Genomic DNA, 23,766 nt, shown 5'->3' with positions numbered 1-23,766 from the left:
CAGTTTCAGCACCCGGTTGTTGCCGGAATCGACGACGTAGACATTCCCGGCGGCATCGACTGCGACGCCCTGCGGATTGCTCAGTCCCTGGAACGGCAGCGTGATCATCGTGTTGGAGGCCTTGACCAGCTTCAACACACTGTTGTGGCGGGTGTCGGTGACGTACAGGTCGTCATCGGCATCGACGGCGATGTATTCCGGCCGACCGACCGCGTAGGACAGCACGGTGGCGACCGTCGCGGTGGCGGGTAATTTGATCACCCGCTCGTTGTTCCGGTCGACGATGAAGAGTGTCCCGTTGCCGTCCAGCGCCACCGCCGAGGGATGGTTCAAGCCGGTGAAGGGCAACTCGGTCTGGTCCACGGCCGGCCCGCGCAGCGTCAGCACCTTGTTGAGCCGGGAGTCGACGACGTAGACGGCAAGGTCTGGGCCGCGGGTGGAGATCGCGACGCCACTGGGTTCGGCCAGGCCGGCGAACGGCAGGACGGTCTGATCGGTCGATCCCGCGGTCAGCTGCAGCACTCGGCGGTTCTCGCCCACCACGACGGTGCCTTGGTTGTCGACCGCGATGTCGGTGGGGTGGTCCAACCCGGAGAACGGCGCGACGGTCTGTTCGGTCTAGCCGGTCGCCAGCTGCACGACGCGGTTGTGGCCGGTGTCGGTGACGTAGACGGTGCCCTTCGCGTCGACGGTGATCCCCAGCGGCCCGTCCAGGTCACTGAACGGCAGTACCGTCTGCGCCGCCGACTGGGTGGGACGAGATCTGTTGTGGGTCACCAAGAATGCCGCGCCGCACGCGACGACCAGCAGGGCGGCCGCGGCGGCGACAACACGGCGACGGTTGCGTCGCGGTTGCGGTGCCGCCAGCATCGTGGCGTCCAGTACCGGGTCGTCGATCGGTGCCGGCGTTGGTTCGCCGGGGTCGGTGAGGGCTTTGCGGGCGGCGACAGCGAGCTCGCTGGCCGACTGGTAGCGGGCATCGGGATCCTTGGCCATGCCGCGCGCGATCACGTTGTCGAACCCGGCGAGGGCAGGGTTGCAGCTGCTCGGCCGGGGCGGATCGGTGGACAGATGCGCGCCCACCAGCTGCCCGATACTGTCGCCGGCGAACGGCAGTTGACCGGTCAGACACTCGTAGAGCACACAGGCCAGCGAATACACGTCGGCCCGGGCGTCGGTGATCGACCCGCTGGTGAAGCGCTCCGGCGCCATGTAGGCCGGGGTCCCCGGCGCGATGTTGGTCACCGTCAGACGGGCGGCCGAGGAGTCGTGGACGAGCCCGAAGTCGATCAGGTACACAAAGTCTTCGTCGACCATCAACAGGTTCGACGGCTTGACGTCGCGGTGCACCAACCCGGACTTGTGCGCCACTTCCAACGCGCCCGCGACCTGCTCGATCACCCGCACCGCCCGGTCCGGGTCCATGGCCCCGTCCCGCTGCAACACGGTGTGCACGTCGACGCCGTTGATGATCGGCATCACCAGATACAACCGGCCGTCGACTTCGCCGGCCTCGTAGATCGGGATGATGTTCGGACTGGCCAGCCGGCCGGCGGCGTACGCCTCCCGGCGAAATCGCTCCTCATAGCCCGGCTCGACGGCCAGACCCGGCTGCAGCAGTTTGACGGCGACGTCCCGGTGCAGTTCGGTGTCGCGAGCCCGGTACACCGCACCCATCCCGCCCGCGCCGAGGACTTGCAGCAGGTGATAGCGGCCGAACTCGCGTTGGTCGGCCGAGACCGCCGACGCACCCCCGGCAGGCGTGAGCGCAGCTCTTGCGGCACGGGCGAATTCGCGTGCGGACTGGTAACGGTCATCGGGGTTCTTCGCCATGCCGCGAGCGACCACGTCATCGAAACCGACCGGGATCGACGGGTCGATGTCACACGGCTTCGGCGGCGCGCCGTGCAGATGCGCGGCGGCGATCTCCTCCAAGCTGTCGCCGCGCACGGCCTGCTGTCCGGTCAGGCATTCGTGCAACACACAGGCGAGGGCGTAGATGTCGCCGGCGGCGCCGGGGGCACTGGTCTGGGACCGCAGTCGCTCCGGGGCCAGATACGGCCAGCTTCCGCTATCCACGGCGGCGCCGGCCGCGTGGGCCCCGAAGTCGATCAGATACACGAATTCGCCGCCCACGACGAACAGATTCGACGGCTTCACGTCACCGTGCACCAGCCCGGATCGGTGCGCGGATTCCAGCGCCACCGCAGCCTGCTCGATCACCCGCACCGCCAGTGCCGGGCTCATCGCGCCGTCGCGGTCCAGCAGACTGCGCGCATCGATGCCGTCCAGGATGGGCATCACCAGGTAGAGGCGACCGTCGATCTCGCCGGCTTCATAGACCGGGATGACGTTCGGATTGTTCAGCTGGGCCGCGATGGAAACCTCGGAGCGGAACCGCTCCCGATATTCGGGATCGCCGGCGGACTCCGCGGGAAGCACTTTGAGGGCCACGTCGCGCGTCATCATGGTGTCCCGAGCCCGGTATACGGTCCCGGCCCCGGCCCAACGGAGCTCCTCGAGCAGCCGATACCGCCCGAAGGCCTCCCCATCCGCCACTAGCGCAGCCTAACGGCATCAAGGAAGCTGCAAGCATGCAACGCACCACCGAGTTGGCCCGACAGTTCTACGACCGCTTCGAACCCATCCACGCCGTGACGTACTTCGCGCCCGAGGTGCGCGCAGGGTTGGACGACCTCGGTTACCGCGGGTTCTGGATGGGGTACTTCGCCGCCCGGTCGGCACCGCTGGGTGTGGTGGCGCCACAGGTCGTGACGGCGGTGTTCTACAACTTCGCGCCTGCGCGGGTGGCCAAAGCCCTTCCGGCGGCGTGGGATATCGCCGGGCCGGACGCCGCGTTGCGCGCACGTCAGCAGTCGACGGTCGCCGCCCTGCACCGGGTGGGCCTTCTCGACGACGAAAATGTCCGCACTGCAGCGGAATTGGCGATCCGCGCGGCGCAGCGCGCCCCGGTGGACGCCCGCCCGCTGTTCGCGGCCAACGTCGCGCTGCCGGTGCCGTCCGATCCGGTGGCCGCACTCTGGCATGCGGTGACGCTGCTGCGTGAACACCGCGGCGACGGGCACGTGGCGGTGCTGGCCGCGGCGGGCATCTCCGGACGGGAGTCCAACGTGCTGCACACCGCCGCCGGGCAGGTGCCCGCCGACTACATGAAGCGCGCTCGTCACTACGACGATCAGGAGTGGGACGCCTGCCGGCGCAGCCTCGCCGCCCGCGGTCTCATCGACGCCGACGGAGCGTTGACCCAGGCCGGTCGCCAGTTCCGAAATCAGATCGAAACCGTCACGGACACAATGGCTTTGCATGTGTTCGACGGTCTCGACGACGACGAACTGCGGGCCTTGTTCGAAGCACTCACCCCGCTAGCGCGAGCGGTGATCGCGGGCGGCGATCTGCCCGCCACCACGCCCATGAGCGTGCGGCGCGACTTTTAGCCCGAAAGGTGATGTCGGGCGTGAGGGTAGCGCCCACGTACCCGGTCACCAGCGCATCGACCACGCTCTGCCACAACGCCTCGTCCACGCACAGCCTGCTGGCGGTGAGCACCAACCGCTCCGGCGAACCGGGCAGCAGCGACACCGCGAACAGTCGGCCGGTGCGCTTGTCGTAACCGGCACGTTGCCGCGCAATCACCTCGTCCACCAAGACCCCCGGCGGCTCGACCGCCCAACTCCAGCCACCGCCCGGCCGGGCCAGCCAGCGCTCCATGCTCGGCTCGAACACCGCGCCCAGGGTGGGGTTGGCGTCGAAGACCGCGTCCACGGCGGCACGCACGCCCGACTGGTCCAGCCGCGAGTCGGCGACCAGCACCTCGGTGTGCGCCAGCTCCTCCAGGTCGGTCAGCAGGGACGCTTCGACGATGTCCCAGTACGACGAGGTTGTGAGTTCCATCGGGCAAGACTCGGCCGGAGCCCTTGGAGCATTCTTGTCGGATCCTTGGAATTTTCTTGCGCCGAAGGTGTCACATCCTTCCGACCTGCCTCGTCTGATCGGTATGACACAGAAAACCCGCATCCAGCCCCTGCCCCCCAAGCGCGCCGGCCTGCTCGTCCGCGCCATGTACCGGGTCGCCAAACGGCGGTTCGGCGAGGTTCCCGAGCCGTTCACGGTCGCCGCGCACCATCCGCGCCTGCTGGTCGCCAATGCCGTGCACGAGACCCTGCTGCAGAGCGCGTCGCGGACGCTGCCGGCCAGCGTGCGCGAACTGGCGGTCTTCTGGACCGCCCGCACCGTCGGCTGCTCGTGGTGCGTCGACTTCGGGTCGATGCTGCAGCGGCTGGACGGCCTGGACATCGAGCGGCTCAAAGACATCGACCGTTACGCCACCTCGCCGGCCTTCAGCGACGACGAACGCGCGGCCATCGCCTACGCCGACGCGATGACCACCGACCCGCATGCGGTGACCGACGAGCAGGTCGAGGATCTGCGGGCCCGCTTCGGCGACGCCGGCGTGATCGAGCTGACCTACCAGATCGGCATCGAGAACATGCGCGCCCGGATGTACTCGGCGCTGGGCATCACCGAGCAGGGTTTCAGTTCGGGGGACTCCTGCCGGGTGCCGTGGGCCGACTCGGCGGAAATTCGGTCGAATCGGGCCTGACCTGCCTACGATTCGACAATGTCGTTGATCGCAGCGCCGGAGGCGCTGGCCGCAGCTGCCGGTGAGCTGACCGGGATCGGAAACGCCCTCCGGGAGGCAGCCGCTGCCGCGGCGCCATTGACGACGGACGTGCTCGCGGCGGCCGGTGACGAGGTGTCAGCGGCCATCGCGAGTCTCTTCGGCAGCCACGCCCAGGAGTTCCAGGTGCTCAGCGCCCAGACCACCCTGTGGCAGACGCAATTCGCACGGGCGTTGAGCGAAGCGTCGGCCGCCTACGCTGCCGCCGAGGCCGCCAATGTGTTGCCGCTGCTGGCCGCGCTGCAGCAGGCCGGGTTCTTCGCACCCATCGAGTTGCTGATCGGGCGCCCGTTGTTCGGCGCCAGCATCGGCGTGAACACCGCGACGCTGGGCGCGTTGCTCAACTGGGGAACCAACGCGGTCGGCCTGGGCGGGGTGCTGAACTTCCCCGCCACGGTCGCCGTTTCCGGGACCAACGGGGTGAGCGGGGTCAGGATCGGGTTCTCGTTCCTGCAGATCCCGGTCGGCCCGAGTTCCTTCCTGGGGCTCACGGTTCCCCAGTTCAACTACCCGGCGCCGGCGTTCTGGTACTTCCCGACCCAGGCGAGCGGCGCGGTGACCCCCACCGGCACCGTCTACCTGCAGCACGGTTTCGCCGCGATCGGCTGGTTCTACCAGCCGTTGGCCATGAACCTCGCACAGCAGACCAACAGCGTCGTGGTCACACCCACCATCCCGTCGATCCCACTGCCCCTGGGTGTGTACCTGAACAGCCCGCAGATGCAGCAGGGGGTGGGCTCGCTGTTCCTGGGCGGCCAGCCGGCGCTGAACACCGCCGCGCACCAGGCCGGTTACCTGGGCACGCTGCCGCAGCAGTTCATCCTCACCGGACACTCCGCCGGCGGTGGCCTGGCCACCATGGCGGCCAGCAACTACCTCTCGGCCCTCGGCAGCGGCACCAACAACCTGCAGGGCGTGGTGATGTTCGACGGCGTCGCGAGTAACAACGCGGCGTTCGCCGACGCGGCGACCACGTTGCAGACCGCCGGCATTCCGCTGTATGCGGTGGTTGCGCCGCCGCAGCCGTGGAATGCCTACGGCGCCACCACCGATACCCTGGTGAGCCTGTATCCGGGGCAGTTCAGCGGCGTCGAGATCGTCGGCGGCTCACACGTCGACTCCATGCTGGGCGGCAACCCGCTGGTCGACTTCGCCGCCCAACTGCTCACCGGGTTCTCCCCACCCGGTGCGACCGCGGCGGTCCACACCCTGGCCGGCGGCTGGATCAACGACATCTACAACGGTTTCGGCCCGAGCACCGATCCCGCAGAGTACGGCATCTACGGGCCCACCGGCCCCTACGTGGCGCCCGGCGGCCAGCAGATCATCCTCGGCCCGGCCACCGGGATCGTCCTTTAGTCATCACCGGCGCAACGGGGATCCGGTGAACTTGTCGGGGTTGGCGATGTCCCACAGGGCGACCACCTTGCCGTCGCGCACCGTCATCGCGGTGATCCGCGGCGCCATCTCGCGGCGTCCCTCAGCAGCAGGGAAACCCGTTGTGTACGAACCTAATTCGCCGTTGACCAGAGCCAGGTGATTGGCGGTGTAGAACGCGTCACCGTACCGGCCGGCCAGCCCGAGCATGAACCGGACCACCTTGTCCGCACCCCGGATGATCTGAACTGCGGTGGGCGCCTTGCCATTCGAGTCGCCGGTGAAGGTGACGTCGGGGTGCAGCAGCGCGACCACGGCCTCCAGATCGCCGGCCGCCATCGCCGCCATCAGCTTGCCGACCACCTCGGCGTGCCCGGGATCCGGCTTCGGCGGCGGCGCGGCCGCGACCGCTCTGCGGGCCCGCGACGCCAGTTGGCGGGCCGCGGCTTCGGTGGTGCCCAGCACGTCGGCCACATCGGCGAACGGCACCGCGAAACCGTCGTGCAGCACGAAGGCCACTCGCTGATCGGGGTTGAGCTTTTCCAGCACCACCATCGCGGCGAAGCGGGCATCCTCGGCCGAGACCACCGCCGACAGCGGATCTGCCGGGTCGAAACCGGTGACCACCGGCTCGGGCAGCCAGTTGCCCGTATAGGTTTCGCGCCGGTGCGAGGCCGAGCGCAACTTGTCCAGCCCCAGCCGGCTCACCACCGTCGTCAACCAGGCCCGCAGGTCCCCAATCACGCTGTCCTGGGTGTGCCACCGCAGCCAGGCTTCCTGAACGATGTCCTCGGCGTCGGCAACGGTGCCGGTCAACCGGTAGGCCACCGACATCAGGTGGGGCCGTAGCGATTCGAATTCGTCGACCTGGGTGGATGTCATGAGCCGCTGCGGTGGCGTCGCTGACGACGTATCCGGTGGAGAGAGCTCTCGCCGTCGGACATGTGCCCGGCCAGCATCGTGACCGCGACGGCGCGCTCGGTGGCGGTGCCGAAGGCACGCCACACCCGGCCCATGCCGCCCGGACCGAGCAGCCGCCGATAGCGGCGTGTGTGATCGTTCATCGGATCGCCCCCGGTCCTGCGCTTGCCCACTCTCAGTGCAGTATTCCCCCGGACCGCTAGGCTCGCGAACACGATGTCCAGAAATCTTTGGCTGCACTTCGCCCAGCACGGCAATGGCATAACGCCGCCCGTCATCACCCGCGGTGACGGCGTCACCATCTACGACGACCGCGGCAAGAGCTACCTCGACGCGCTGTCGGGTCTGTTCGTGGTGCAGGTCGGCTACGGCCGCACCGAACTCGCCGAGGCCGCGGCCCGGCAGGCCGAGCAGCTGGCGTTCTTCCCGCTGTGGGGCAACACCACCCCGCCGGCGATCGAACTGTCCGAACGCCTGGCCCACTACGCGCCGGGCGACTTGAACCGGGTGTTCTTCACCAACGGTGGCACCGAAGCGGTCGAGACCGCGTGGAAGATGGCCAAGCAGTACTTCAAGCTGACCGGTAAACCCAATAAGTACAAGGTGATTTCGCGGGCCATCGCCTACCACGGCACCACCCAGGGCGCGCTGGCGATCACCGGCCTGCCGAAGTACAAGGAAGCCTTCGAGCCGTTGGCGCCGGGCGGGTTCCGGGTGCCGAACACCAACTTCTATCGCGCGCCCGAACCGTTGGACACCGACATCAAGGCCTTCGGCCGGTGGGCTGCGGACCGGATCGCCGAGGCCATCGAATTCGAGGGGCCCGACACCGTCGCGGCGGTCTTCCTGGAACCGGTGCAGAACGCCGGCGGTTCGTACCCGCCGCCGCCCGGCTACTTCGAGCGGGTCCGCGAGATCTGCGACGAATACGACGTGCTGTTGGTCTCCGACGAGGTGATCTGCGCGTTCGGGCGGATCGGGTCGATCTTCGCCTGCGATGACTTCGGCTACGTACCGGACATGATCACCTGCGCCAAAGGCATGACGTCGGGCTACTCGCCGCTGGGTGCGACCATCGCCAGTGACCGCGTTTTCGAGCCGTTCAATGACGGCAAGACGACGTTCCGGCACGGCTACACATTCGGCGGTCACCCGGTTTCCGCGGCCGTCGGGCTGGCGAATCTGGAGATCTTCGAGCGCGAGGGTCTCACCGACCACGTCAAGCAGCAGTCCCCCGCACTGCGGGCGACCCTGGAGAAGCTCTACGACCTGCCCATCGTCGGCGATGTCCGCGGCGAGGGCTTCTTCTTCGGCATCGAACTGGTCCGGGACCAGGCGACGAAACAGCGGTTCAGCAACGAGGAGCGCGCCAAGCTGCTGGCCGAGGTCGGGTCGGCGCTGTTCGAAGCGGGACTGTACTGCCGCACCGATGAACGCGGCGACGCCGTGATCCAGCTGGCCCCGGCGCTGATCAGCGGCCCGGCCGAGTTCGACGCGATCGAAACGATCCTGCGCAGCGTGCTGACTCCGATCTCGGAACGGTTCTAGCCGTGGCAAAGGCACGCATTCACCCGGTCCGGTGGCAACCACCGCCGATCGACCCGTTACCGGCCATGCCGGCACCGAGTGTCACGGTGGTCCCCCTGCCCGGCAACGGACCCGAAGATGTCGTCGTCGACGCCGCCGGCCGATTGTGGACGGGGCTGGAGGACGGGCGCATTGTGCGGCTATCCGAGGGCCGCCCCGACGTCGTCGCCGACACCGAGGGAAGGCCGCTCGGTATGCACGTCGCGCACGATGGCCGAATTTTGGTCTGCGACAGCCATCACGGATTGCTGGCTCTGGACCCATCCGGCGGCACGCTGGACGTGATCGTCGATTCGGTGGGTGGCAGACGGTTCAAGTTCTGCTCGAATGTCACCGAGACATCCGACGGCACAATCTATTTCACCGAATCGACGAGCGACTACCATTTCGATGACTACACCGCCCCGATCGTGGAGGCACGGGGTACCGGCGGGCTGTTGCGGCTCGACCCGGACGGCACCGTCACCACGCTGCTCGACGGACTGTTCTTCGCCAACGGGGTGACGCCGACGGCCGACGGCACCGCGTTGGTGTTCGCCGAGACCCAGGCCCGCCGGCTGTCCAAATACTGGTTGACCGGTCCGCAGGCCGGATCGGTGACGCCGCTGGCCGAGCACCTGCCCGGGATGCCCGACAACCTGTCCACCGGTGCCGACGGCCGCATCTGGGCGGCGCTGGTCACCGAGGCCAACCCCGCGCTGGAACGGTTGTTCCCGCGCGCGCCGATCATCCGCAAAGTGTTGTGGCGCCTGCCCGAGCGGTTCCAACCACGAATCAAACCGGAAATCTGGGCGGTCGCGTTCGACCCGGACAGCGGTGCGGCCGTCGCCGGTCTGCGCACCACACATCCCGACTTCGGCAGCGTGACCGGTCTGGTCGAAGCGGCCGGGCGGCTATGGATGGGCACGATCAGCTTCCCCGCCCTCGCGTACGTGGACCTGGCGGCCACTCAGCTGTAGCCGGCGCGGTTCATTCCCAGAATCTGCGCATGGTGCGGCGCCGCCCGCGGTCTGTGTCGCCGAGCAGCCGTTTGACCGCCTCCAGTGCCACCACCACCTCCCCCGACTGCGCTTGTTTCCGGCTCTTCAGAAAGCGCGCCAGGGCATTGCACAACTGCACCAGCGCCGCGCGCAGGTCGGGTTCCGTCGTGGCGTCGCGGTGCTGCTCGAGTTCGGCCAGCACCGCCTCGAGTCCCGAACGCCGAACCTGGGTGCCCTTCTCCACCTGTTTGAGCAAGTTGTCCAGCGACCGCCGCGGTGCGCGGCGTTTCGGTGCGGGAGCAGCCATCGGCGCGGCGGCCAGCACGGGCATCGGGGCACCCGCTGGCACGCCGGCATAGACGCGAGCGACCGGGGCGAACCCGACGTTCGTCGCCCACCCCGAGGGCTCCTCGACGGGCTGGATCACCTCGGTCAGCGGCCCGGCATCGGTCTGCTGGGGGTCGATCGCCACGAAGGCGGTGAACCGCGACAGCACCCCGAACCGGATGGAATGCGCGACGATTTGCGCGGCCAGGTCGTCGTCAGCGCGGTATGCGGCGTACTCGTCCTCCAGGTCACGTACCAACGAACGTGCCCAAATCGTCTGTACTGCAACAGCTTCCGGCGCGACACGGCCGGGCAGGGCGGTCGTGAAGCCGTCGGCGTCCACCCGGAACTCGGCCTCGGTCAGACCCCGGTACCGCCCGGAGATCACGCAGGGCACCCCGGCGAACGCGTCGGGAGCACGACCGGGCGTGACCGTCCCGTCGAGGAGCTGCACGCCCGCGGCGCTCACCCGCAGCCCGGTCAGCGCGGGGCGGCCGATGGTGCGGGCCAATCGGGCCATCGCTTCGTCGAGGCGTTCCTCGGATTCGACCAACTCCGATCGTCCGTTGCCCAACTTTGCCAACCGGTCCAGGAAGCCGGCGTTGACGGCGCGGTCGATGCCCACGCAGTAGATACGCGTCTCCCCCACCGCCGGTGCCAACCGGCGCAACAGGTGATCTTCGCCGCTGATCTGGCCGTCGGTGACGAGTACGACGCTGGCCTGCCGGCCCGCGCCGGACGCGGCCAGCATGTCGGCCGCTTTGACCAGCGGTTCGTCCATCACCGTCCCGCCGCCGCTGTCCAGCGAACCCAGCCACGACGCCGCGGCGAACCGGTTGCGGTCGTCGGCTTCGACCAGGTCGCCCGGCAGCTGCGGAGGAGCGTCGATCCGGTCGTCGAACGCCAGCACACAGAACCGGTCTCCGGCGTCGAGCATGTCCACGATCCGGCCCGCGGCGCGGCGGGCGGCGATCATCTTCCAGCCGTGCATCGAGCCCGAGCGGTCCAGCAACACCACCACATCCCTTGGCGCACTGGATGTCTCAACAGGAGGCACGAGTGTCACCGACCAGGTGCCTTCGTCGCCCGCCGGATCGGGCACCAGCAGCGCCGACGACGACAGCTCGCTGCGGTCGACCCGGAACCGCAGCACGAAGTCGCGGTCGGCGCGCGCACCCGCTTCGACGCGCCACCGCCCGTCGTCGCCGCGTGCCATCGGCAGGCTGCACCGCAGATCGGACACCGCCAGCCCGGCACCGTCCACGCTCAGCGAGATCTTCAGCTCCGGGCGCTCGTCGGAGTCGAGCAGGCGGGGCGGGGTGACCCGGGACGCGTCGGGAACCAGGTCGGTGTCGGCGGCCTCCCCCGGGCCGGTCTGATCGCCGGGGAGCGCGTCGCCTTTGGTGTATCGCGGCGTGACCACCAGGGGGAAGCGGAAGGTGGCCTCGCCGTCCTCGAACGACAGCGGGCCGGTCAGCCGCATCTCGATGGCCGCTTCCTCGCCGGGCCCGATATTGCCGACCCGCACCGAGAACACGTCGGAGCGGTCCTCCTCGACGATCGCGGCACGCTGCCCCGCAGCCAGGGCCTGCTCGTAGTCGACCCGCGCCGCACCCCGCTCCTTGAGCACCCCGATCACCCGCCGCCCGGCGAGGTCGGCGGCGAAGTCCGTCACGCCCGCGCGGGCCGGCAGCGGGAACACATAGGTCGCCTCGATGGTGGTGTCGCCGGCGTTGACGAACCGCTGCCGCACGGTCGACGTCGCGGTCATGCCCACGATGGCGGTGTTCACGCTGATCGCCTTCAGCGGCAGGACTCGTCCGTCCGCGGCGCTCAATTGACCGCAGGTCGGCCGCCCGGTCTCGGCCGGCCGGGCGGGCTGGACGGGCAGCAGGGGCAACAACTGAGCACTCATTGAGAGTCCTTTCCTGGGGTGGCGAGCAGATCCAGCAACGGCGCCGCGGCGCGGCGCAGCGCATCGAGTGGGGGCACCGGGCCGTCGACCAGCAAGGTGACAGTGTCGGACAGGCGGACGGCCTGCAGCCTGGTGACGGCCGGTGCATCGGCCACCGGCTCAGGCACGGTCCGCCAGAACGGCCCGGCCGCCCGGGCGGGTTCCGGGGTGGGCTCGGGGTCGCCGAGACCGGCCGGTATCGCGGCGGGTGGTATCGCGGCCAGGGCCTCCACGTCCGCGGCCGGCATGGTCTCCAGTCGGGCGGCGATCTCGTCCAGCGACAGGCCCTGGCCCTGCAGCCGCTTGATGGCCACCAGGCGAATCAGGTGGGTCCGGCCGTAGGTCAGGGCGCGGCCCCGGTTGCCGGGGCGCGGTAGCAGACCCCGGGCGGTGTAGTAGCGCACCATCCGCTGCGCCGGAACCGCCTTGGCCTGCCGGTTCTCCGGCACAGCGCCGGAGGCCTGCACGGCCGCGGCGGCCGCGGCGGCGAATTCGGGCAAGGTGAGCAAGGTCATGGTAATGACAGTGTCATATAGATTTTCGACAGTGTCAAACGTGCTCGCTCCTCGACTCCCTCGCCCTCGCCGAGCGGCTCTCCTCCCCGCGCCCAAGACCACCCCACCCCGCCGAGCAGCTCCCCACCCCGCCGCGCAGCTCCCACCCCGCCGCGCAGCTCCCCACCCCGCCGCGCAGCTCCCCACCCCGCCGAGCGTCACGCAGGAGTGGCACTCGACACCCAAACTCCCACCAGCGCGACGACTACCGGCAGCAACCGCGCCCTCAACAGCCCGCCTGATAACTTCCGCCCCAGCCGTCACAGCGCGGCAACCTGCCTTCCCGCTGCCGATCACTTAGTCTGCTCACCGATGCCCTTCTACCGGACCTCTGTACGTGCAGCGTCGTGTCTGGCCGCAGCGCTTTTCGCGGCCTCAGGCGCGCTGGCGTTGCCGGTCGCGCAGGCCGAACCCAGCGCCGAGGTGAACCCGGGCGCGGCTACCTGCCCGTACAAGATCAACACCCCACCCGCGGTCGACTCCTCCGAGGTGCCGCGCGCCGGTGACCCGCCGCTGCCGCTGTCGCTGCCCCCCACTCCCATCGGCGGCAACGCGCTGGCCGGCTGCGGCATCGTCGCGGCCCCCGACACCCCGCCGGTACCCGGCGACATTTCCGCCGAGGCCTGGCTGGTCGCCGACATCGACAGCGGTGCGGTGATCGCCGCCCGGGATCCGCATGGGCGACACCGCCCGGCCAGCATCATCAAGGTGCTGGTCGCGATGGCGTCCATCAACGCGTTCAACCAGAACAAGGCCGTCCCCGGCACCGACGACGACGCGGCCGCTGAGGGCACCAAGGTAGGCGTCGACGCCGGCGGCACCTACACCATCAACCAACTGCTGCACGGGCTGTTGATGCATTCGGGTAACGACGCCGCGCACGCGCTGGCCATGCAACTCGGCGGCATGCAGGCCGCCCTCGACAAGCTCAATGTGCTGGCGGCGAAGCTGGGCGGTCACGACACCCGCGTCGCCACCCCGTCCGGACTGGACGGCCCGGGCATGAGCACCTCGGCCTACGACATCGGCCTGTTCTACCGGTACGCCTACCGCAACCCGATCTTCGCCGACATCGTCGCCACCCGGACCTTCAACTTCCCTGGACACGGCGACCACCCCGGCTACGAGCTGGAAAACGACAATCAACTGCTCTACCACTACCCCGGCGCGATGGGCGGCAAGACCGGCTACACCGACGACGCCGGCCAGACCTTCGTCGGCGCGGCCAACCACAACGGCCGACGGCTGATGGCGATCCTGCTGCACGGCACCCGGCAGCCCATTGCGCCGTGGGAGCAGGCCGCCCACCTGCTGGACTACGGCTTCAGCACCGCGCAGGGCACGCAGGTGGGTTCGCTGGTGGAACCCGACCCGTCGCTGGCGACCCCGAACAACAACCCCGCCAGCCGGGCCCCGGACAACACCCAGGCCGCCGGCCTGATGTCCCCCGCCGACGCTTTGCCGATCCGGGTCGGGGTGGCGGTGATCGGTGCCGTCGTCGTGTTCGGATTGATCCTGGTCGCGCGCTCGATGAACCGCCGAACGCAGCACTAGACTCACCGCAATGACCGCCCTCTACGAGGACTCCGGCCTCGCGCTGGACGAGGACGGGATCACCGTCCGCCGCTACTACTTCCCGTTCGCCAATGACAAGCGGATCGAGTACGCCGACATCACCAGCATCAAGTCCAAGAAGATGGGCTGGGCGTCGAGCAAGGGGCGCATCTGGGGCACCGTCGACCCCCGTTACTGGTTTCCCCTCGACATCCACCGGGGCCGCAAGTCCACCGTGTTGATGCTGCGAACGGGCCGCTGGGTTCGCGCCTGCATCACCCCCGAGAACCCCGCCGAAGTGATCAAGATCCTGCGAGCAAAGGTAAAGGTCTGAGCGCTCGACGGCGGGGATTGCTGGTCGGCCTGACCGCCGCCAGCGTCGGGGTGATCTACGGCTACGACCTGTCCAGCATCGCGGGCGCGTTGCTGTTCCTGCCCGACGAGTTCGGCCTCACCATCCCGCAACAGGGACTGGTGACGACCATGGTCGTGATCGGCCAGATCGCCGGGGCCCTGGGTGGCGGCGTGCTGGCCGACCGGATCGGCCGCCAGAAGTCCATGGTGGCGATCCTGATCGGGTACGCGGCGTTCGCACTGCTGGGTGCGGCGGCGGTGTCGCTGCCGACGTTGCTGGTGGCGCGGTTCCTGCTGGGGGTCACCATCGGGGTGTCGGTGGTGGTGGTGCCGGTCTACGTGGCCGAGTCGGCGCCGGCCGAAGTGCGCGGACGGCTGCTGACCGCCTACCAATTCGCCACGCTCAGCGGCATCATCCTCGGTTACCTGACCGGCTACCTGCTGGCCGGCACCCAGGCGTGGCGCTGGATGCTGGGCCTGGCCAGCGTGCCCGCCGTGCTGCTGCTGCCGTTACTGCTGCGGATGCCCGACACCGCGCGGTGGTACCTGCTGCAGGGCCGCGCCGACGAGGCGCGCCGCGCGTTGCTGCGCATCGAGCCCGCCGAGACCGTCGAGACGGAGTTGACCGAGATCGAAACAGCCGTGCAGGCCGGGCGCGGCACCATCGGCGAGATGCTGCGGCGACCGTACCTGCGGGCCACCCTGTTCGTGGTCGCCCTCGGCTTCCTGGTACAGATCACCGGCATCAACGCGATCGTCTATTACAGCCCGAAGTTGTTCGAAGACATGGGCTTTCAGGGCAATTTCGGCAAGCTGGCGCTGCCGGCGATGGTGCAGGTCGCAGCGCTGGCAGCGGTGTGCGTATCGCTCGCCCTCGTCGACCGGGTGGGCCGGCGGCCGATCCTGCTGTCCGGCATCGCGCTGATGATCGTCGCCGACACGGTGCTGGTCGCGTTCTATCCCAAGGACATCGGCCACGAGAACAGTCTTGCGCTGCTGCTCGGTTTCGGCGGGGTGCTGTTGTTCACCGTCGGGTTCAACTTCGGATTCGGTTCGCTGGTCTGGGTATTCGCCGGCGAGAGCTTTCCGGCGCCGCTGCGGTCGATGGGGTCGAGCGTGATGCTGACCGCCAACCTGATGGCCAACGCCCTGATCGCCGCCTTCTTCCTGACGATGCTGAATCTGCTCGGCGGCGCAACGGTTTTCGCGACGTTCGGTACCTTCGCGGTGCTCGCTCTGGTCGTCGTGCACCGATACGCACCGGAAACCAAAGGCCGTGATCTCGAGGAGATCCGGTACTTCTGGGAGAACGGTGGTCGCTGGCCGGCTGAGGACTGGCCGTGACACTGATCAGCGCCGGGACCGTGGTCGCCGACGAAGGAGTGTGCCGGCCCGGTTGGGTGCAGATCGGCGGAGCGCGCATCGCGGCGTGCGGGACCGGTACACCGCCGGCGGCTGCCGACATCGACCTGCCGGATTCGGTTGTGGTGCCGGGTTTTATCGACATGCATGTGCACGGCGGTGGCGGCGCCGCGTTCACCGCGGCCGACAGCGCGGCGGTGGATTTTCACCGCAGCCACGGCACCACGACCACGCTGGCCAGTCTGGTCACCGCCGCACCCGCGGAGCTGCTGACGTCGGTCCGCACCCTGGCCGGGCTGACGCGCTCGGGCGCCATCGCCGGTATCCATCTGGAGGGGCCGTGGCTGAGCGTGGCGCGGTGCGGCGCGCATGACCCCACCCAGATCCGCCCGCCAGATCCCGCCGAGGTCGACGCCGTGCTCGAGGCCGCCGACGGCACCATCCGAATGGTCACGCTGGCCCCCGAACTCCCGGGCGGCGACGCCGCGATCCGGCGCTTCCTCGACGCTAATATCGTTGTTGCCGTTGGCCATACGGATGCCAGCTACGAGCAGACCCGACGGGCAATCGGGCTCGGTGCCACCGTGGGCACCCACCTGTTCAACGCGATGCCACCGCTGGGTCACCGAGATCCCGGACCCGTCCTGGCGTTGCTGCAGGATCCCCGGGTGACGGTGGAGCTGATCGCCGACGGCGTGCACGTGCATCCCGATCTGGTGGCGGCGGTGATCGCAGCCGCGGGCGCCAACCGGGTGGCTCTGGTGACCGATGCGACAGCCGCGGCCGGCTGCGCTGACGGCGAGTTCGCGCTGGGATCGGTGCCGGTCGTGGTCGCCGCCGGAGTGGCGCGGGTGCGCGGCACCGCCACCATCGCCGGCAGTACCGCCACCATGGACCGGCTCTTCCGGGCGGTGGCAACCACCTCAGGGCTGGCCGCCGCGGTGCACACCACCTCGACGACCCCGGCCCGGGCCCTGGGACTGAGTCAGGTGGGGTCGATCCGGCCGCAACTCAACGCTGATCTTGTTGTGCTGGATCATGATTCGCAAGTCACCGGGATCATGCTTGCCGGCGTATGGCGGCAGCGCCCCGCCCCCGTTTGCTAACATCGAACAGGTCAATCATCCGGACGAGGGGCACCGTACCCGGCCAGCAAAGACGGCGCTGCGGAGGTGCGCGATGGCTTGGCTCGTCTTGGTGGTGTCGGGAGTGCTCGAAGCGGTGTGGGCGACCGCGTTGAACAAGTCTGAGGGATTCACCCGCCTGGGTCCGTCGCTTATTTTCGCTGCGGCCCTGCTGTTCTCGATGACCGGGCTGGCCGTTGCCATGCGCAGCCTGCCCACCGGCACCAGCTACGCCGTTTGGGTCGGCATCGGTGCGGTGCTCACCGTGGGGTACGCGATGCTCAGCGGTGACGAGTCCGCCTCGCTGATCAAGTTGGGCCTGATTGCCGGCGTCGTCGCCTGCATCGTCGGACTCAAGCTGGTCGGCTAGCGACGTCGGCGGAACAGCCGCGAAAAGGTCAGTGCCCCAATGGCTCCCGCTCCCAGTGCGGCCAGCGTCTGGCGCGCGCTCAGACCTTCTTCAACCTGTATCCGCGGCCGGATGATCGCGGGCGCGGGCGGATCCACATGTGTTTCGCGCTCGTCGTCGGAGGCGGTCGCGGCCCAGGCGGTGGCGAACAACAGCAACGACCAGGTGACGAACGCGAACACCATCAGTCCCAGTACCGGCCCGAACGTCGCCCCGGCCGGGCTGCGCACCACGGTCTGCAGGTAGATCGATCCGAGTTGCTTGAACAGTTCGAATCCGACGGCAGCCATCAACCCGGCCCGCATCGAGGTGACGAAGCTGCCCGGCAACCGCGGCAGCCGGGCGATCATCCAGGTGAACAGCAGCCACGACACCAGCAACGCCACCAACAGCGAGACGCCGCGGAAGATCTCGTCGAAGATCGAAAAGTCCGGGATGTGAAGCCATTTGAGCACCGCGTTCATCGGTCCCGTCTGGCCCAGCGCGCTCAGCGCCACGGTGACCGTGAGCACCAGGAAGGTGCCCAGCATCGCGAGCAGATCCGAGAGTTTGGTGCGCACAAAACCGTCCGGATCGACCTGCTGCTCCCACATCTCGCTCAACGCTTCCCGCAGGTGCCACATCCAGCCCAGACCCGCCCACAGCGCGGTCAGCAACCCGATCACTCCGACCGATGCGCGCGCGTCGATGGCCGAGTTCATCAGTTCGACCATCTGCTGTCCCAGTTCCCCCGACACTGCCTGCCTGATCTTGTCGTCCAGGCTGTTCAGCAGCTGCGGCTGGCGCTTCAACGTATAGCCGGCCACCGCGAAAGCGACCATCAACAGCGGGAATAGCGCAAAGATCGTGTAGTAGGTGAGGCCCGCGGCGAAGAAGGTGCCCTTCTGCTTGGCGAAGCGCTGGTACGCCTTGATCATGTGGGGCAGCCAGGGCAGCCTGGCCCGCAGCCGATCCAGAAATCCTGGCTCAGGCTGCTCGTCCATCGACTACCTATTCCTTTAGCGGTAGGAAACCTAACCGATCGTAGACCCGCTGCACGGTTTTGCTGGCGACTTCGTTGGCGCGCTGCGCACCGGTCGCCAGCGTCGCTTCCAACTCGGCGAGATCGGCGGTCAGTTCCTCGACCCGCGCCTTGATCGGACGGACGTATTCGACGACGGCTTCGGCGGTGTCCTTCTTCAGGTCGCCGTACCCGCGGCCGGCGTATCCCTCGACGAGCGCCTCGATACCGCGTCCGGTGACTGCCGATTGGATGCTGAGCAGGTTCGACACCCCCGGTTTGGTTACCGGGTCGTAGCGGATTTCCCGCTCGCTGTCGGTCACCGCGGAACGAATCTTCTTGGCGGATCTGCCCGGGTCGTCGAGCAGGCTGATCAGGCCGGCATCGGTGGACGCCGACTTGCTCATCTTGGAGGTGGGGTCTTGCAGGTCGTAGATCTTGGCGGTGATTTTGGGGACGAAGACGTCGGGAACCACGAAGGTGTCCGGGAAGCGGCTGTTGAACCGCTGCGCGATATCGCGGGCGAGTTCCAGGTGCTGGCGCTGGTCCTCCCCGACGGGCACCAGATCGGTGTCGTAGGCCAGCACGTCGGCGGCCTGCAGCACCGGGTAGGTGAACAGGCCGACGGTGGTGGACTCGGCGCCCTGCTTGGTCGACTTGTCCTTGAACTGGGTCATCCGTGAGGCCTGGCCGAAGCCGGTGAAGCAGCCCAGCACCCACGCCAATTGGCTGTGTGCGGGGACGTGACTCTGCACGAAGATGGTGGCGCGTTGGGGGTCGATGCCCAGCGCCAGATACTGCGCGGCGGTGATCAGGGTGCGGCGCCGCAAGGCCGCGGGGTCCTGCGGGATGGTGATGGCGTGCAGGTCCACCACGCAGAAGAACGCGTCGTGGTCGTCCTGCAGACCGACCCACTGGGCGACCGCGCCCAGTGCGTTGCCGAGGTGCAGCGAGTCGGACGTGGGCTGGACGCCGGAGAAAATGCGGCGGGATCCGCTGGGGGTGCTCATGATGCCTTCGATCTTTTCACGGACATTGCGCAGTCTGAGCGGCGTCAGTCACCACCGGCGACGACACCACCCCCGGTGAACCTCGAGCCGACCGGATCCGCTTGCGATACCAGCGGTATCGCATTTACTGTCGGATTCATGCCACGCTTCCTCAAAGGCGCGTCCGAGGCGGATGCCACCCGCGACCCGATCCACCTGGGTTCGGGCGAGCCGGTGCTGCTGTTGCACCCGTTTTTGATGTCCCAGACGGTGTGGGAGGTCGTCGCGCAGCAGATCGCCGAGACCGGCCGCTACGAGGTGTTCGCGCCGACCATGGCCGGCCACAACGGCGGCCCGCGGGCCGGCACCTACTTCTTGTCCTCTGAGGTCCTGGCCGATCACGTCGAGAAGCAGATGGACGAACTCGGCTGGGACACCGCCCACATCGTCGGCAATTCGCTGGGCGGCTGGGTGGCCTTCGAGCTGGAACGCCGCGGGCGGGCGCGCAGCGTCATGGGCATCGCACCGGCCGGGGGCTGGACGCGGTGGAGTCCGGCCAAGTTCGAGGTGATCGGCAAATTCATCCTCGGCATCCCGCTGTTGGTGGTCGCGTGGCTGCTCGGGCCGAAGGCCTTGCACATCCCGTTCAGCCGCCACCTGTCCACGTACGCGCTCAGCGCGTCCCCGGACGGCGTCAGCGAGCGCGAGTTGAGCGTCGTCATCGACGACGTCGCGCACTGCCCGGCCTACTTCCAGCTGCTGGTGAAGGCGCTCCTGATGCCCGGCCTGCAGGAACTCGCTGAGAACGCCGTGCCGGCGCACCTGGTGATCTGCACGAAGGACCGGATCGTCCCGTCGCCCCGGTTCAGCCGGCATTTCCGCAACAACCTGCCCGACGACCACCGCTTCACCAAGCTGGAAGGCGTCGGTCACGTGCCCATGTTCGAGGCGCCCGGTCGGGTCACCGAGGTCATCCTGGACTTCCTCGACGAGTGCGTGCAGTCCTCCCGCGTCGCCGAGCCGCCGGCCAGCTAGCCGGTCCCGCCCCGCCGTGCTGCGGAATTGGCAGCGCATCGCCGCCATGCGTTAAGCTGCGAGTCGGTCATGAGCGCCAGCGTCAAGCCCCGGCTTGCTGGCCGGCAACCCTCCAACCGCGGTGGGGTGCCCCGGGTGATGACCAGGTTGAGTAGCCACAACTGGCTATCCGGCAAGCGCGGGTCCGCCACGAACGGGCCCCTGAGCCAGACAGGGGAAGCATTCTCGTGACCACCGACAGCACCGCAGACCCGACCGCGCACTGGTCGTTCGAAACCAAACAGGTGCACGCCGGCCAGCACCCCGATCCCGCCACCAACGCCCGGGCGCTGCCGATTTACCAGACCACCTCGTACACCTTCAACAACGTCGCGCATGCGGCCGCCTTGTTCGGCCTGGCCGAGCCCGGCAACATCTACACCCGCATCGGCAACCCCACCACCGACGTCGTCGAGCAGCGCATCGCCGCACTCGAGGGCGGGGTGGCCGCGCTGTTCCTGTCCTCCGGGCAGGCCGCCGAAACGTTCGCGATCCTGAACCTGGCCGGCGCCGGCGACCACATCGTTTCCAGCCCCAGGCTGTACGGCGGAACCTACAACCTTTTCCACTACTCGCTGGCCAAGCTGGGCATCGAGGTCAGTTTTGTCCAGGATCCCGACGACCTGGACTCCTGGCAGGCCGCCGTCCGGGACAACACCAAGGCGTTCTTCGGCGAGACCATCTCCAACCCACAGATCGACGTGCTGAACATCCCCGGGGTCGCCGAGGTGGCGCACCGCAACGGGGTGCCGCTGATCGTGGACAACACCGTGGCCACGCCGTATCTGGTTCAGCCGCTCGCCCACGGCGCCGACATCGTGCTGCATTCGGCCACCAAGTACCTGGGTGGCCACGGCTCCGCGATCGCCGGGGTGATTGTGGACGGCGGCACCTTCGACTGGACGCAGGGCCGCTTCCCCGGCTTCACCACCCCGGACCCCAGCTACCACGGTGTGGTGTTCGCCGAACTGGGTCCGCCGGCCTACGCGCTCAAGGCCCGCGTGCAACTGCTGCGCGACCTCGGCTCGGCGGCGTCGCCGTTCAACGCGTTCCTGGTGGCGCAGGGCATCGAGACGCTGAGCCTGCGGATGGAGCGACACGTCGCCAACGCCCAGCGGGTCGCGGAGTTCCTCGAAGCCCGCGACGACGTGATCTCGGTCAACTACGCGGGGCTGCCCAGTTCGCCGTGGTTCGAGCTGGGAAAGAAGTTGGCGCCCAGAGGAACCGGGGCGGTACTGGCCTTCGAGCTGGCCGGCGGCGTGGCGGCCGGCAAGGCGTTCGTCGATGCGCTGCAGCTGCACAGCCACGTCGCCAATATCGGCGACGTGCGCTCGCTGGTGATCCATCCCGCCTCCACCACGCACGCCCAGCTCAGTCCCACCGAGCAGCTGGCCACCGGCGTCACCCCGGGCCTGGTGCGACTGGCTGTCGGCATCGAGGGCATCGACGACATCCTGGCCGATCTGGAGCTTGGTTTCGCGGCGGCCGGGGTACCCGCGGCCAACGGTAGCGACCCGCAGACCGTGGCGGCATTCTGAGGGACTTGTACATGACGATCTCCGACGTGCCCACCCAGACGCTGCCCACCGAAGGTGAAATCGGCGTCGTCGGCATCGGTTCGCTGCCGCTGGAACGTGGCGGCGTGCTGGACGACGTGCACATCGCGATACAGCGCTGGGGCGAGCTGTCGCCGGAGCGGGACAACGTGGTGATGGTGCTGCACGCGCTCACCGGCGATTCGCACATCACCGGCCCCGCCGGCCCCGGCCACCCGACCCCCGGCTGGTGGGACGGCGTCGCCGGGCCGGGTGCACCGATCGACACCGATCGCTGGTGCGCGGTCTCGACCAACGTGCTGGGCGGCTGCCGGGGCTCGACCGGCCCGAGTTCGCTGGCCCGCGACGGCAAGCCCTACGGCTCCAGGTTTCCGCTCATCACGGTGCGCGACCAGGTGGAAGCAGACATCGCCGCGCTGGCCGCGCTGGGAATAACTCAGGTGGCCGCCGTCGTTGGCGGGTCCATGGGCGGTGCCCGTGCGCTGGAATGGATCGTCGGCCACCCCGACCGGGTGCGGGCGGGACTGCTGCTCGCGGTGGGGGCCCGGGCGACGGGCGACCAGATCGGCACCCAGTCCACCCAGATCGCAGCCATCAAGGCCGACCCCAACTGGCAGGGTGGCGACTACTACGAGACCGGGCGCGCACCCGAGGACGGTCTGAACATCGCGCGCCGGATCGCCCACCTGACCTACCGGGGCGAGATCGAACTCGACACCAGGTTCCGCAACGACCCCCAGCCCGGGGAGGATCCGGCGGCCGGCGGCCGGTTCGCCGTCCAGAGTTACCTGGAGTACCAGGGCGAAAAGCTGCTGGCCCGGTTCGACGCCGGCAGCTATGTGATCCTGACCGAGTCGCTGAACAGCCACGACGTCGGACGCGGTCGCGGCGGGGTGCATGCGGCGTTGACCAGTTGCCCGGTCCCGGTGGTGGTGGGCGGCATCACCACCGACCGGCTCTACCCGTTGCGGTTACAGGACGAGCTCGCCGAGCTGTTGCCGGGTTGCACCGACGTCCGGGTGGTCAGCTCCGTCTGCGGACACGACGGGTTCCTGGTCGAGACCGAAGCTGTCGGCGAATTGATCCGGGAGACATTGGCTTTGGCGCAAGGCGCGTGTTCGCGGTGACCCGATCCAGACGCAACCGCTCCCTGTCGTTCGGCTCAGCAGCGGCCGCCTACGAGCGGGGCCGCCCCACCTATCCGCCGGAGGCGATCGACTGGCTGCTGCCGGCCGGGGCACGCAAGGTTCTCGACCTCGGAGCGGGGACGGGGAAGCTGACCACCCGGCTGGTCGAACGCGGCTTGGATGTGGTGGCGGTCGACCCGGTTCCCGAGATGCTGGAAGTGCTCACCGCATCGCTGCCGGAGACGGTGGCGCTGTTGGGTACCGCCGAAGAGATCCCGTTGGAGGACAACAGCGTTGACGCCGTGCTGGTAGCGCAGGCGTGGCACTGGGTCGACCCGGCCCGGGCCGTCCCGGAGGTGGCGCGGGTGTTGAAGCCGGGCGGCCGGCTGGGCTTGGTGTGGAACACCCGCGACGACCGGATGGGCTGGGTGCGTGAACTGGGCGATATCATCGGGCGCGACGCCGACCCGGTGAACGACCTGGTGACCCTGCCCGAGCCGTTCACCGACGTGCAACGTCACCAGGTGGAGTGGACCAGTTACCTTACGCCCCAGGCACTTATCGATCTGGTGGCATCCCGCACCTACTGCATCACCTCGCCGACCGAGGTGCGGTCCAAGACGCTGGACCGGGTCCGCCAGCTGCTGGCCACCCACCCGGCACTGGCCGGGTCGGCGGGCTTAGCGCTGCCCTACGTCACCGTCTGCGTACGGGCGACGCTGGGCTGACCGCCCTAGCCCCGCCCCCGTCGACTGTGCATTCCACGACTCACCCGCGGCGTGTCGCGTCGCAGACGGCACACTCGGCAGCTGGTGAGT

Annotated in this window: 21 protein-coding genes, 3 pseudogenes and 2 riboswitches; of the genes and pseudogenes, 14 read left to right on the top strand and 10 right to left on the bottom strand. The window is 68.6% G+C overall.

The window, feature by feature from the left end; genetic code table 11:
• From AC5Y6Y_RS07070 to AC5Y6Y_RS07060, 3 genes and pseudogenes are all read right to left on the bottom strand, one after another.
• Nucleotides 1-111: pseudogene (locus tag AC5Y6Y_RS07070) on the bottom strand (hypothetical protein); the annotation flags it as partial.
• Nucleotides 112-138: 27 nt separating this feature from the next.
• Nucleotides 139-225 (bottom strand): annotated as a pseudogene (locus tag AC5Y6Y_RS07065) (hypothetical protein); the annotation flags it as partial.
• A gap of 393 nt (nucleotides 226-618) precedes the next feature.
• A complete protein-coding gene (locus tag AC5Y6Y_RS07060) occupies nucleotides 619-2,559 on the bottom strand; it encodes a serine/threonine-protein kinase (protein ID WP_499929555.1) in 1,941 nt (646 codons plus the stop codon).
• 35 nt (nucleotides 2,560-2,594) lie between these two features.
• Here AC5Y6Y_RS07060 and AC5Y6Y_RS07055 point away from each other — a divergent pair, with 35 nt between their 5' ends.
• On the top strand, nucleotides 2,595-3,455 hold the full coding sequence (locus AC5Y6Y_RS07055) for an SCO6745 family protein (RefSeq protein WP_463828337.1): 861 nt from the start codon (nucleotides 2,595-2,597) through the stop codon (nucleotides 3,453-3,455).
• On the opposite strand, the gene AC5Y6Y_RS07050 is transcribed toward AC5Y6Y_RS07055, so the two are convergent.
• Nucleotides 3,376-3,912 carry a condensation domain-containing protein gene (locus AC5Y6Y_RS07050; RefSeq protein WP_463828338.1) on the bottom strand — a complete coding sequence of 179 codons (537 nt, stop codon included), beginning with the start codon at nucleotides 3,910-3,912 and terminating at the stop codon, nucleotides 3,376-3,378. The genes AC5Y6Y_RS07055 and AC5Y6Y_RS07050 overlap by 80 nt on opposite strands.
• A 70-nt stretch (nucleotides 3,913-3,982) precedes the next feature.
• Between AC5Y6Y_RS07050 and AC5Y6Y_RS07045 the strand changes: the two are divergent.
• Nucleotides 3,983-4,621: pseudogene (locus AC5Y6Y_RS07045) on the top strand (carboxymuconolactone decarboxylase family protein); the annotation flags it as partial.
• 18 nt (nucleotides 4,622-4,639) lie between these two features.
• The gene (locus AC5Y6Y_RS07040; protein ID WP_463828339.1) at nucleotides 4,640-6,058 is read left to right on the top strand and encodes a PE domain-containing protein; all 1,419 of its coding nucleotides are present in this window, start codon (nucleotides 4,640-4,642) and stop codon (nucleotides 6,056-6,058) included.
• Nucleotides 6,059-6,061: 3 nt separating this feature from the next.
• Here AC5Y6Y_RS07040 and AC5Y6Y_RS07035 read toward each other — a convergent pair whose 3' ends face one another.
• Both AC5Y6Y_RS07035 and AC5Y6Y_RS07030 read right to left on the bottom strand, forming a co-directional pair.
• A complete protein-coding gene (locus tag AC5Y6Y_RS07035) occupies nucleotides 6,062-6,958 on the bottom strand; it encodes a sigma-70 family RNA polymerase sigma factor (protein WP_463828340.1) in 897 nt (298 codons plus the stop codon).
• Entirely contained in the window at nucleotides 6,955-7,140 is a 186-nt protein-coding gene (locus AC5Y6Y_RS07030; RefSeq protein ID WP_473139740.1) for a hypothetical protein, read from the bottom strand. Before AC5Y6Y_RS07030 ends, AC5Y6Y_RS07035 begins: the two co-directional genes overlap by 4 nt.
• Before the next feature lie 22 nt (nucleotides 7,141-7,162).
• On the opposite strand from AC5Y6Y_RS07030, the gene AC5Y6Y_RS07025 reads away from it, so the two are divergent.
• The gene (locus AC5Y6Y_RS07025; protein WP_463828342.1) at nucleotides 7,163-8,545 is read left to right on the top strand and encodes an aspartate aminotransferase family protein; all 1,383 of its coding nucleotides are present in this window, start codon (nucleotides 7,163-7,165) and stop codon (nucleotides 8,543-8,545) included.
• Nucleotides 8,546-8,610: 65 nt separating this feature from the next.
• Nucleotides 8,611-9,543, top strand: a complete 933-nt coding sequence (locus tag AC5Y6Y_RS07020; protein ID WP_473139798.1) for an SMP-30/gluconolactonase/LRE family protein — start codon at nucleotides 8,611-8,613, stop codon at nucleotides 9,541-9,543.
• 10 nt (nucleotides 9,544-9,553) lie between these two features.
• On the opposite strand, the gene AC5Y6Y_RS07015 is transcribed toward AC5Y6Y_RS07020, so the two are convergent.
• On the bottom strand, nucleotides 9,554-11,806 hold the full coding sequence (locus AC5Y6Y_RS07015) for a VIT domain-containing protein (RefSeq protein ID WP_473139741.1): 2,253 nt from the start codon (nucleotides 11,804-11,806) through the stop codon (nucleotides 9,554-9,556).
• Nucleotides 11,803-12,360 (bottom strand): MerR family transcriptional regulator, encoded by a 558-nt coding sequence (locus AC5Y6Y_RS07010; RefSeq protein ID WP_473139742.1) that lies wholly within the window; start codon nucleotides 12,358-12,360, stop codon nucleotides 11,803-11,805. Before AC5Y6Y_RS07010 ends, AC5Y6Y_RS07015 begins: the two co-directional genes overlap by 4 nt.
• Before the next feature lie 351 nt (nucleotides 12,361-12,711).
• Between AC5Y6Y_RS07010 and dacB1 the strand changes: the two genes are divergently transcribed.
• From dacB1 to AC5Y6Y_RS06985, 5 genes are all read left to right on the top strand, one after another.
• A complete protein-coding gene (gene dacB1 / locus AC5Y6Y_RS07005; protein ID WP_473139743.1) occupies nucleotides 12,712-13,953 on the top strand; it encodes a D-alanyl-D-alanine carboxypeptidase DacB1 in 1,242 nt (413 codons plus the stop codon).
• Between the two features lie 10 nt (nucleotides 13,954-13,963).
• Complete coding sequence (locus tag AC5Y6Y_RS07000) at nucleotides 13,964-14,287, top strand: hypothetical protein (protein WP_473139744.1); 324 nt, start codon at nucleotides 13,964-13,966, stop codon at nucleotides 14,285-14,287.
• Nucleotides 14,284-15,651 (top strand): sugar porter family MFS transporter, encoded by a 1,368-nt coding sequence (locus AC5Y6Y_RS06995; RefSeq protein ID WP_473139799.1) that lies wholly within the window; start codon nucleotides 14,284-14,286, stop codon nucleotides 15,649-15,651. The genes AC5Y6Y_RS07000 and AC5Y6Y_RS06995 overlap by 4 nt, the downstream gene beginning before the upstream one ends.
• Nucleotides 15,648-16,775: an N-acetylglucosamine-6-phosphate deacetylase gene (gene nagA / locus AC5Y6Y_RS06990; RefSeq protein WP_473139745.1), complete on the top strand. Its 1,128-nt coding sequence runs from the start codon at nucleotides 15,648-15,650 to the stop codon at nucleotides 16,773-16,775. Before AC5Y6Y_RS06995 ends, nagA begins: the two co-directional genes overlap by 4 nt.
• Nucleotides 16,772-16,837: riboswitch (guanidine-III (ykkC-III) riboswitch) on the top strand. (Overlaps the previous gene by 4 nt.)
• An 11-nt stretch (nucleotides 16,838-16,848) precedes the next feature.
• Nucleotides 16,849-17,163, top strand: coding sequence for a DMT family transporter (locus tag AC5Y6Y_RS06985; RefSeq protein WP_463825957.1), 315 nt, complete (start codon nucleotides 16,849-16,851; stop codon nucleotides 17,161-17,163).
• On the opposite strand, the gene yhjD is transcribed toward AC5Y6Y_RS06985, so the two are convergent.
• Both yhjD and trpS read right to left on the bottom strand, forming a co-directional pair.
• Nucleotides 17,160-18,185 (bottom strand): inner membrane protein YhjD, encoded by a 1,026-nt coding sequence (gene yhjD, locus AC5Y6Y_RS06980; protein ID WP_463825956.1) that lies wholly within the window; start codon nucleotides 18,183-18,185, stop codon nucleotides 17,160-17,162. The genes AC5Y6Y_RS06985 and yhjD overlap by 4 nt on opposite strands.
• Nucleotides 18,186-18,192: 7 nt before the next feature.
• Nucleotides 18,193-19,212 carry a tryptophan--tRNA ligase gene (trpS, locus tag AC5Y6Y_RS06975; protein WP_463825955.1) on the bottom strand — a complete coding sequence of 340 codons (1,020 nt, stop codon included), beginning with the start codon at nucleotides 19,210-19,212 and terminating at the stop codon, nucleotides 18,193-18,195.
• A gap of 216 nt (nucleotides 19,213-19,428) precedes the next feature.
• On the opposite strand from trpS, the gene ephH reads away from it, so the two are divergent.
• From ephH to AC5Y6Y_RS06955, 4 genes are all read left to right on the top strand, one after another.
• Nucleotides 19,429-20,226 carry an epoxide hydrolase EphH gene (ephH, locus tag AC5Y6Y_RS06970; RefSeq protein WP_463825998.1) on the top strand — a complete coding sequence of 266 codons (798 nt, stop codon included), beginning with the start codon at nucleotides 19,429-19,431 and terminating at the stop codon, nucleotides 20,224-20,226.
• A gap of 65 nt (nucleotides 20,227-20,291) precedes the next feature.
• Nucleotides 20,292-20,411, top strand: a riboswitch (SAM riboswitch).
• 42 nt (nucleotides 20,412-20,453) lie between these two features.
• Nucleotides 20,454-21,803 carry a bifunctional o-acetylhomoserine/o-acetylserine sulfhydrylase gene (locus tag AC5Y6Y_RS06965; protein ID WP_473139746.1) on the top strand — a complete coding sequence of 450 codons (1,350 nt, stop codon included), beginning with the start codon at nucleotides 20,454-20,456 and terminating at the stop codon, nucleotides 21,801-21,803.
• Nucleotides 21,804-21,814: 11 nt separating this feature from the next.
• Nucleotides 21,815-22,948 (top strand): homoserine O-acetyltransferase MetX, encoded by a 1,134-nt coding sequence (gene metX / locus AC5Y6Y_RS06960; protein WP_473139747.1) that lies wholly within the window; start codon nucleotides 21,815-21,817, stop codon nucleotides 22,946-22,948.
• Entirely contained in the window at nucleotides 22,945-23,676 is a 732-nt protein-coding gene (locus AC5Y6Y_RS06955) for a class I SAM-dependent methyltransferase (protein WP_463825952.1), read from the top strand. The genes metX and AC5Y6Y_RS06955 overlap by 4 nt, the downstream gene beginning before the upstream one ends.
• Nucleotides 23,677-23,766: the final 90 nt, after the last annotated feature.

This window comes from Mycobacterium sp. NGS24, from assembly GCF_059813065.1.
The sequence above is the reverse complement of the archived record's forward strand: the minus strand, read 5'-3'. Positions and strand labels throughout refer to the sequence as shown.

Bases quoted from the DNA above. Each gene is read 5' to 3' on its own strand.
- AC5Y6Y_RS07055 (WP_463828337.1), top strand. From the start codon at position 2,595: ATGCAACGCACCACCGAGTTGGCCCGACAGTTCTACGACCGCTTCGAA.
- AC5Y6Y_RS07050 (WP_463828338.1), bottom strand. From the start codon at position 3,912: ATGGAACTCACAACCTCGTCGTACTGGGACATCGTCGAAGCGTCCCTG.
- AC5Y6Y_RS07040 (WP_463828339.1), top strand. From the start codon at position 4,640: ATGTCGTTGATCGCAGCGCCGGAGGCGCTGGCCGCAGCTGCCGGTGAG.
- AC5Y6Y_RS07035 (WP_463828340.1), bottom strand. From the start codon at position 6,958: ATGACATCCACCCAGGTCGACGAATTCGAATCGCTACGGCCCCACCTG.
- AC5Y6Y_RS07030 (WP_473139740.1), bottom strand. From the start codon at position 7,140: ATGAACGATCACACACGCCGCTATCGGCGGCTGCTCGGTCCGGGCGGC.
- AC5Y6Y_RS07020 (WP_473139798.1), top strand. From the start codon at position 8,611: ATGCCGGCACCGAGTGTCACGGTGGTCCCCCTGCCCGGCAACGGACCC.
- AC5Y6Y_RS07015 (WP_473139741.1), bottom strand. From the start codon at position 11,806: ATGAGTGCTCAGTTGTTGCCCCTGCTGCCCGTCCAGCCCGCCCGGCCG.
- AC5Y6Y_RS07010 (WP_473139742.1), bottom strand. From the start codon at position 12,360: ATGACCTTGCTCACCTTGCCCGAATTCGCCGCCGCGGCCGCCGCGGCC.
- dacB1 (WP_473139743.1), top strand. From the start codon at position 12,712: ATGCCCTTCTACCGGACCTCTGTACGTGCAGCGTCGTGTCTGGCCGCA.
- AC5Y6Y_RS07000 (WP_473139744.1), top strand. From the start codon at position 13,964: ATGACCGCCCTCTACGAGGACTCCGGCCTCGCGCTGGACGAGGACGGG.
- AC5Y6Y_RS06985 (WP_463825957.1), top strand. From the start codon at position 16,849: ATGGCTTGGCTCGTCTTGGTGGTGTCGGGAGTGCTCGAAGCGGTGTGG.
- yhjD (WP_463825956.1), bottom strand. From the start codon at position 18,185: ATGGACGAGCAGCCTGAGCCAGGATTTCTGGATCGGCTGCGGGCCAGG.
- trpS (WP_463825955.1), bottom strand. From the start codon at position 19,212: ATGAGCACCCCCAGCGGATCCCGCCGCATTTTCTCCGGCGTCCAGCCC.
- metX (WP_473139747.1), top strand. From the start codon at position 21,815: ATGACGATCTCCGACGTGCCCACCCAGACGCTGCCCACCGAAGGTGAA.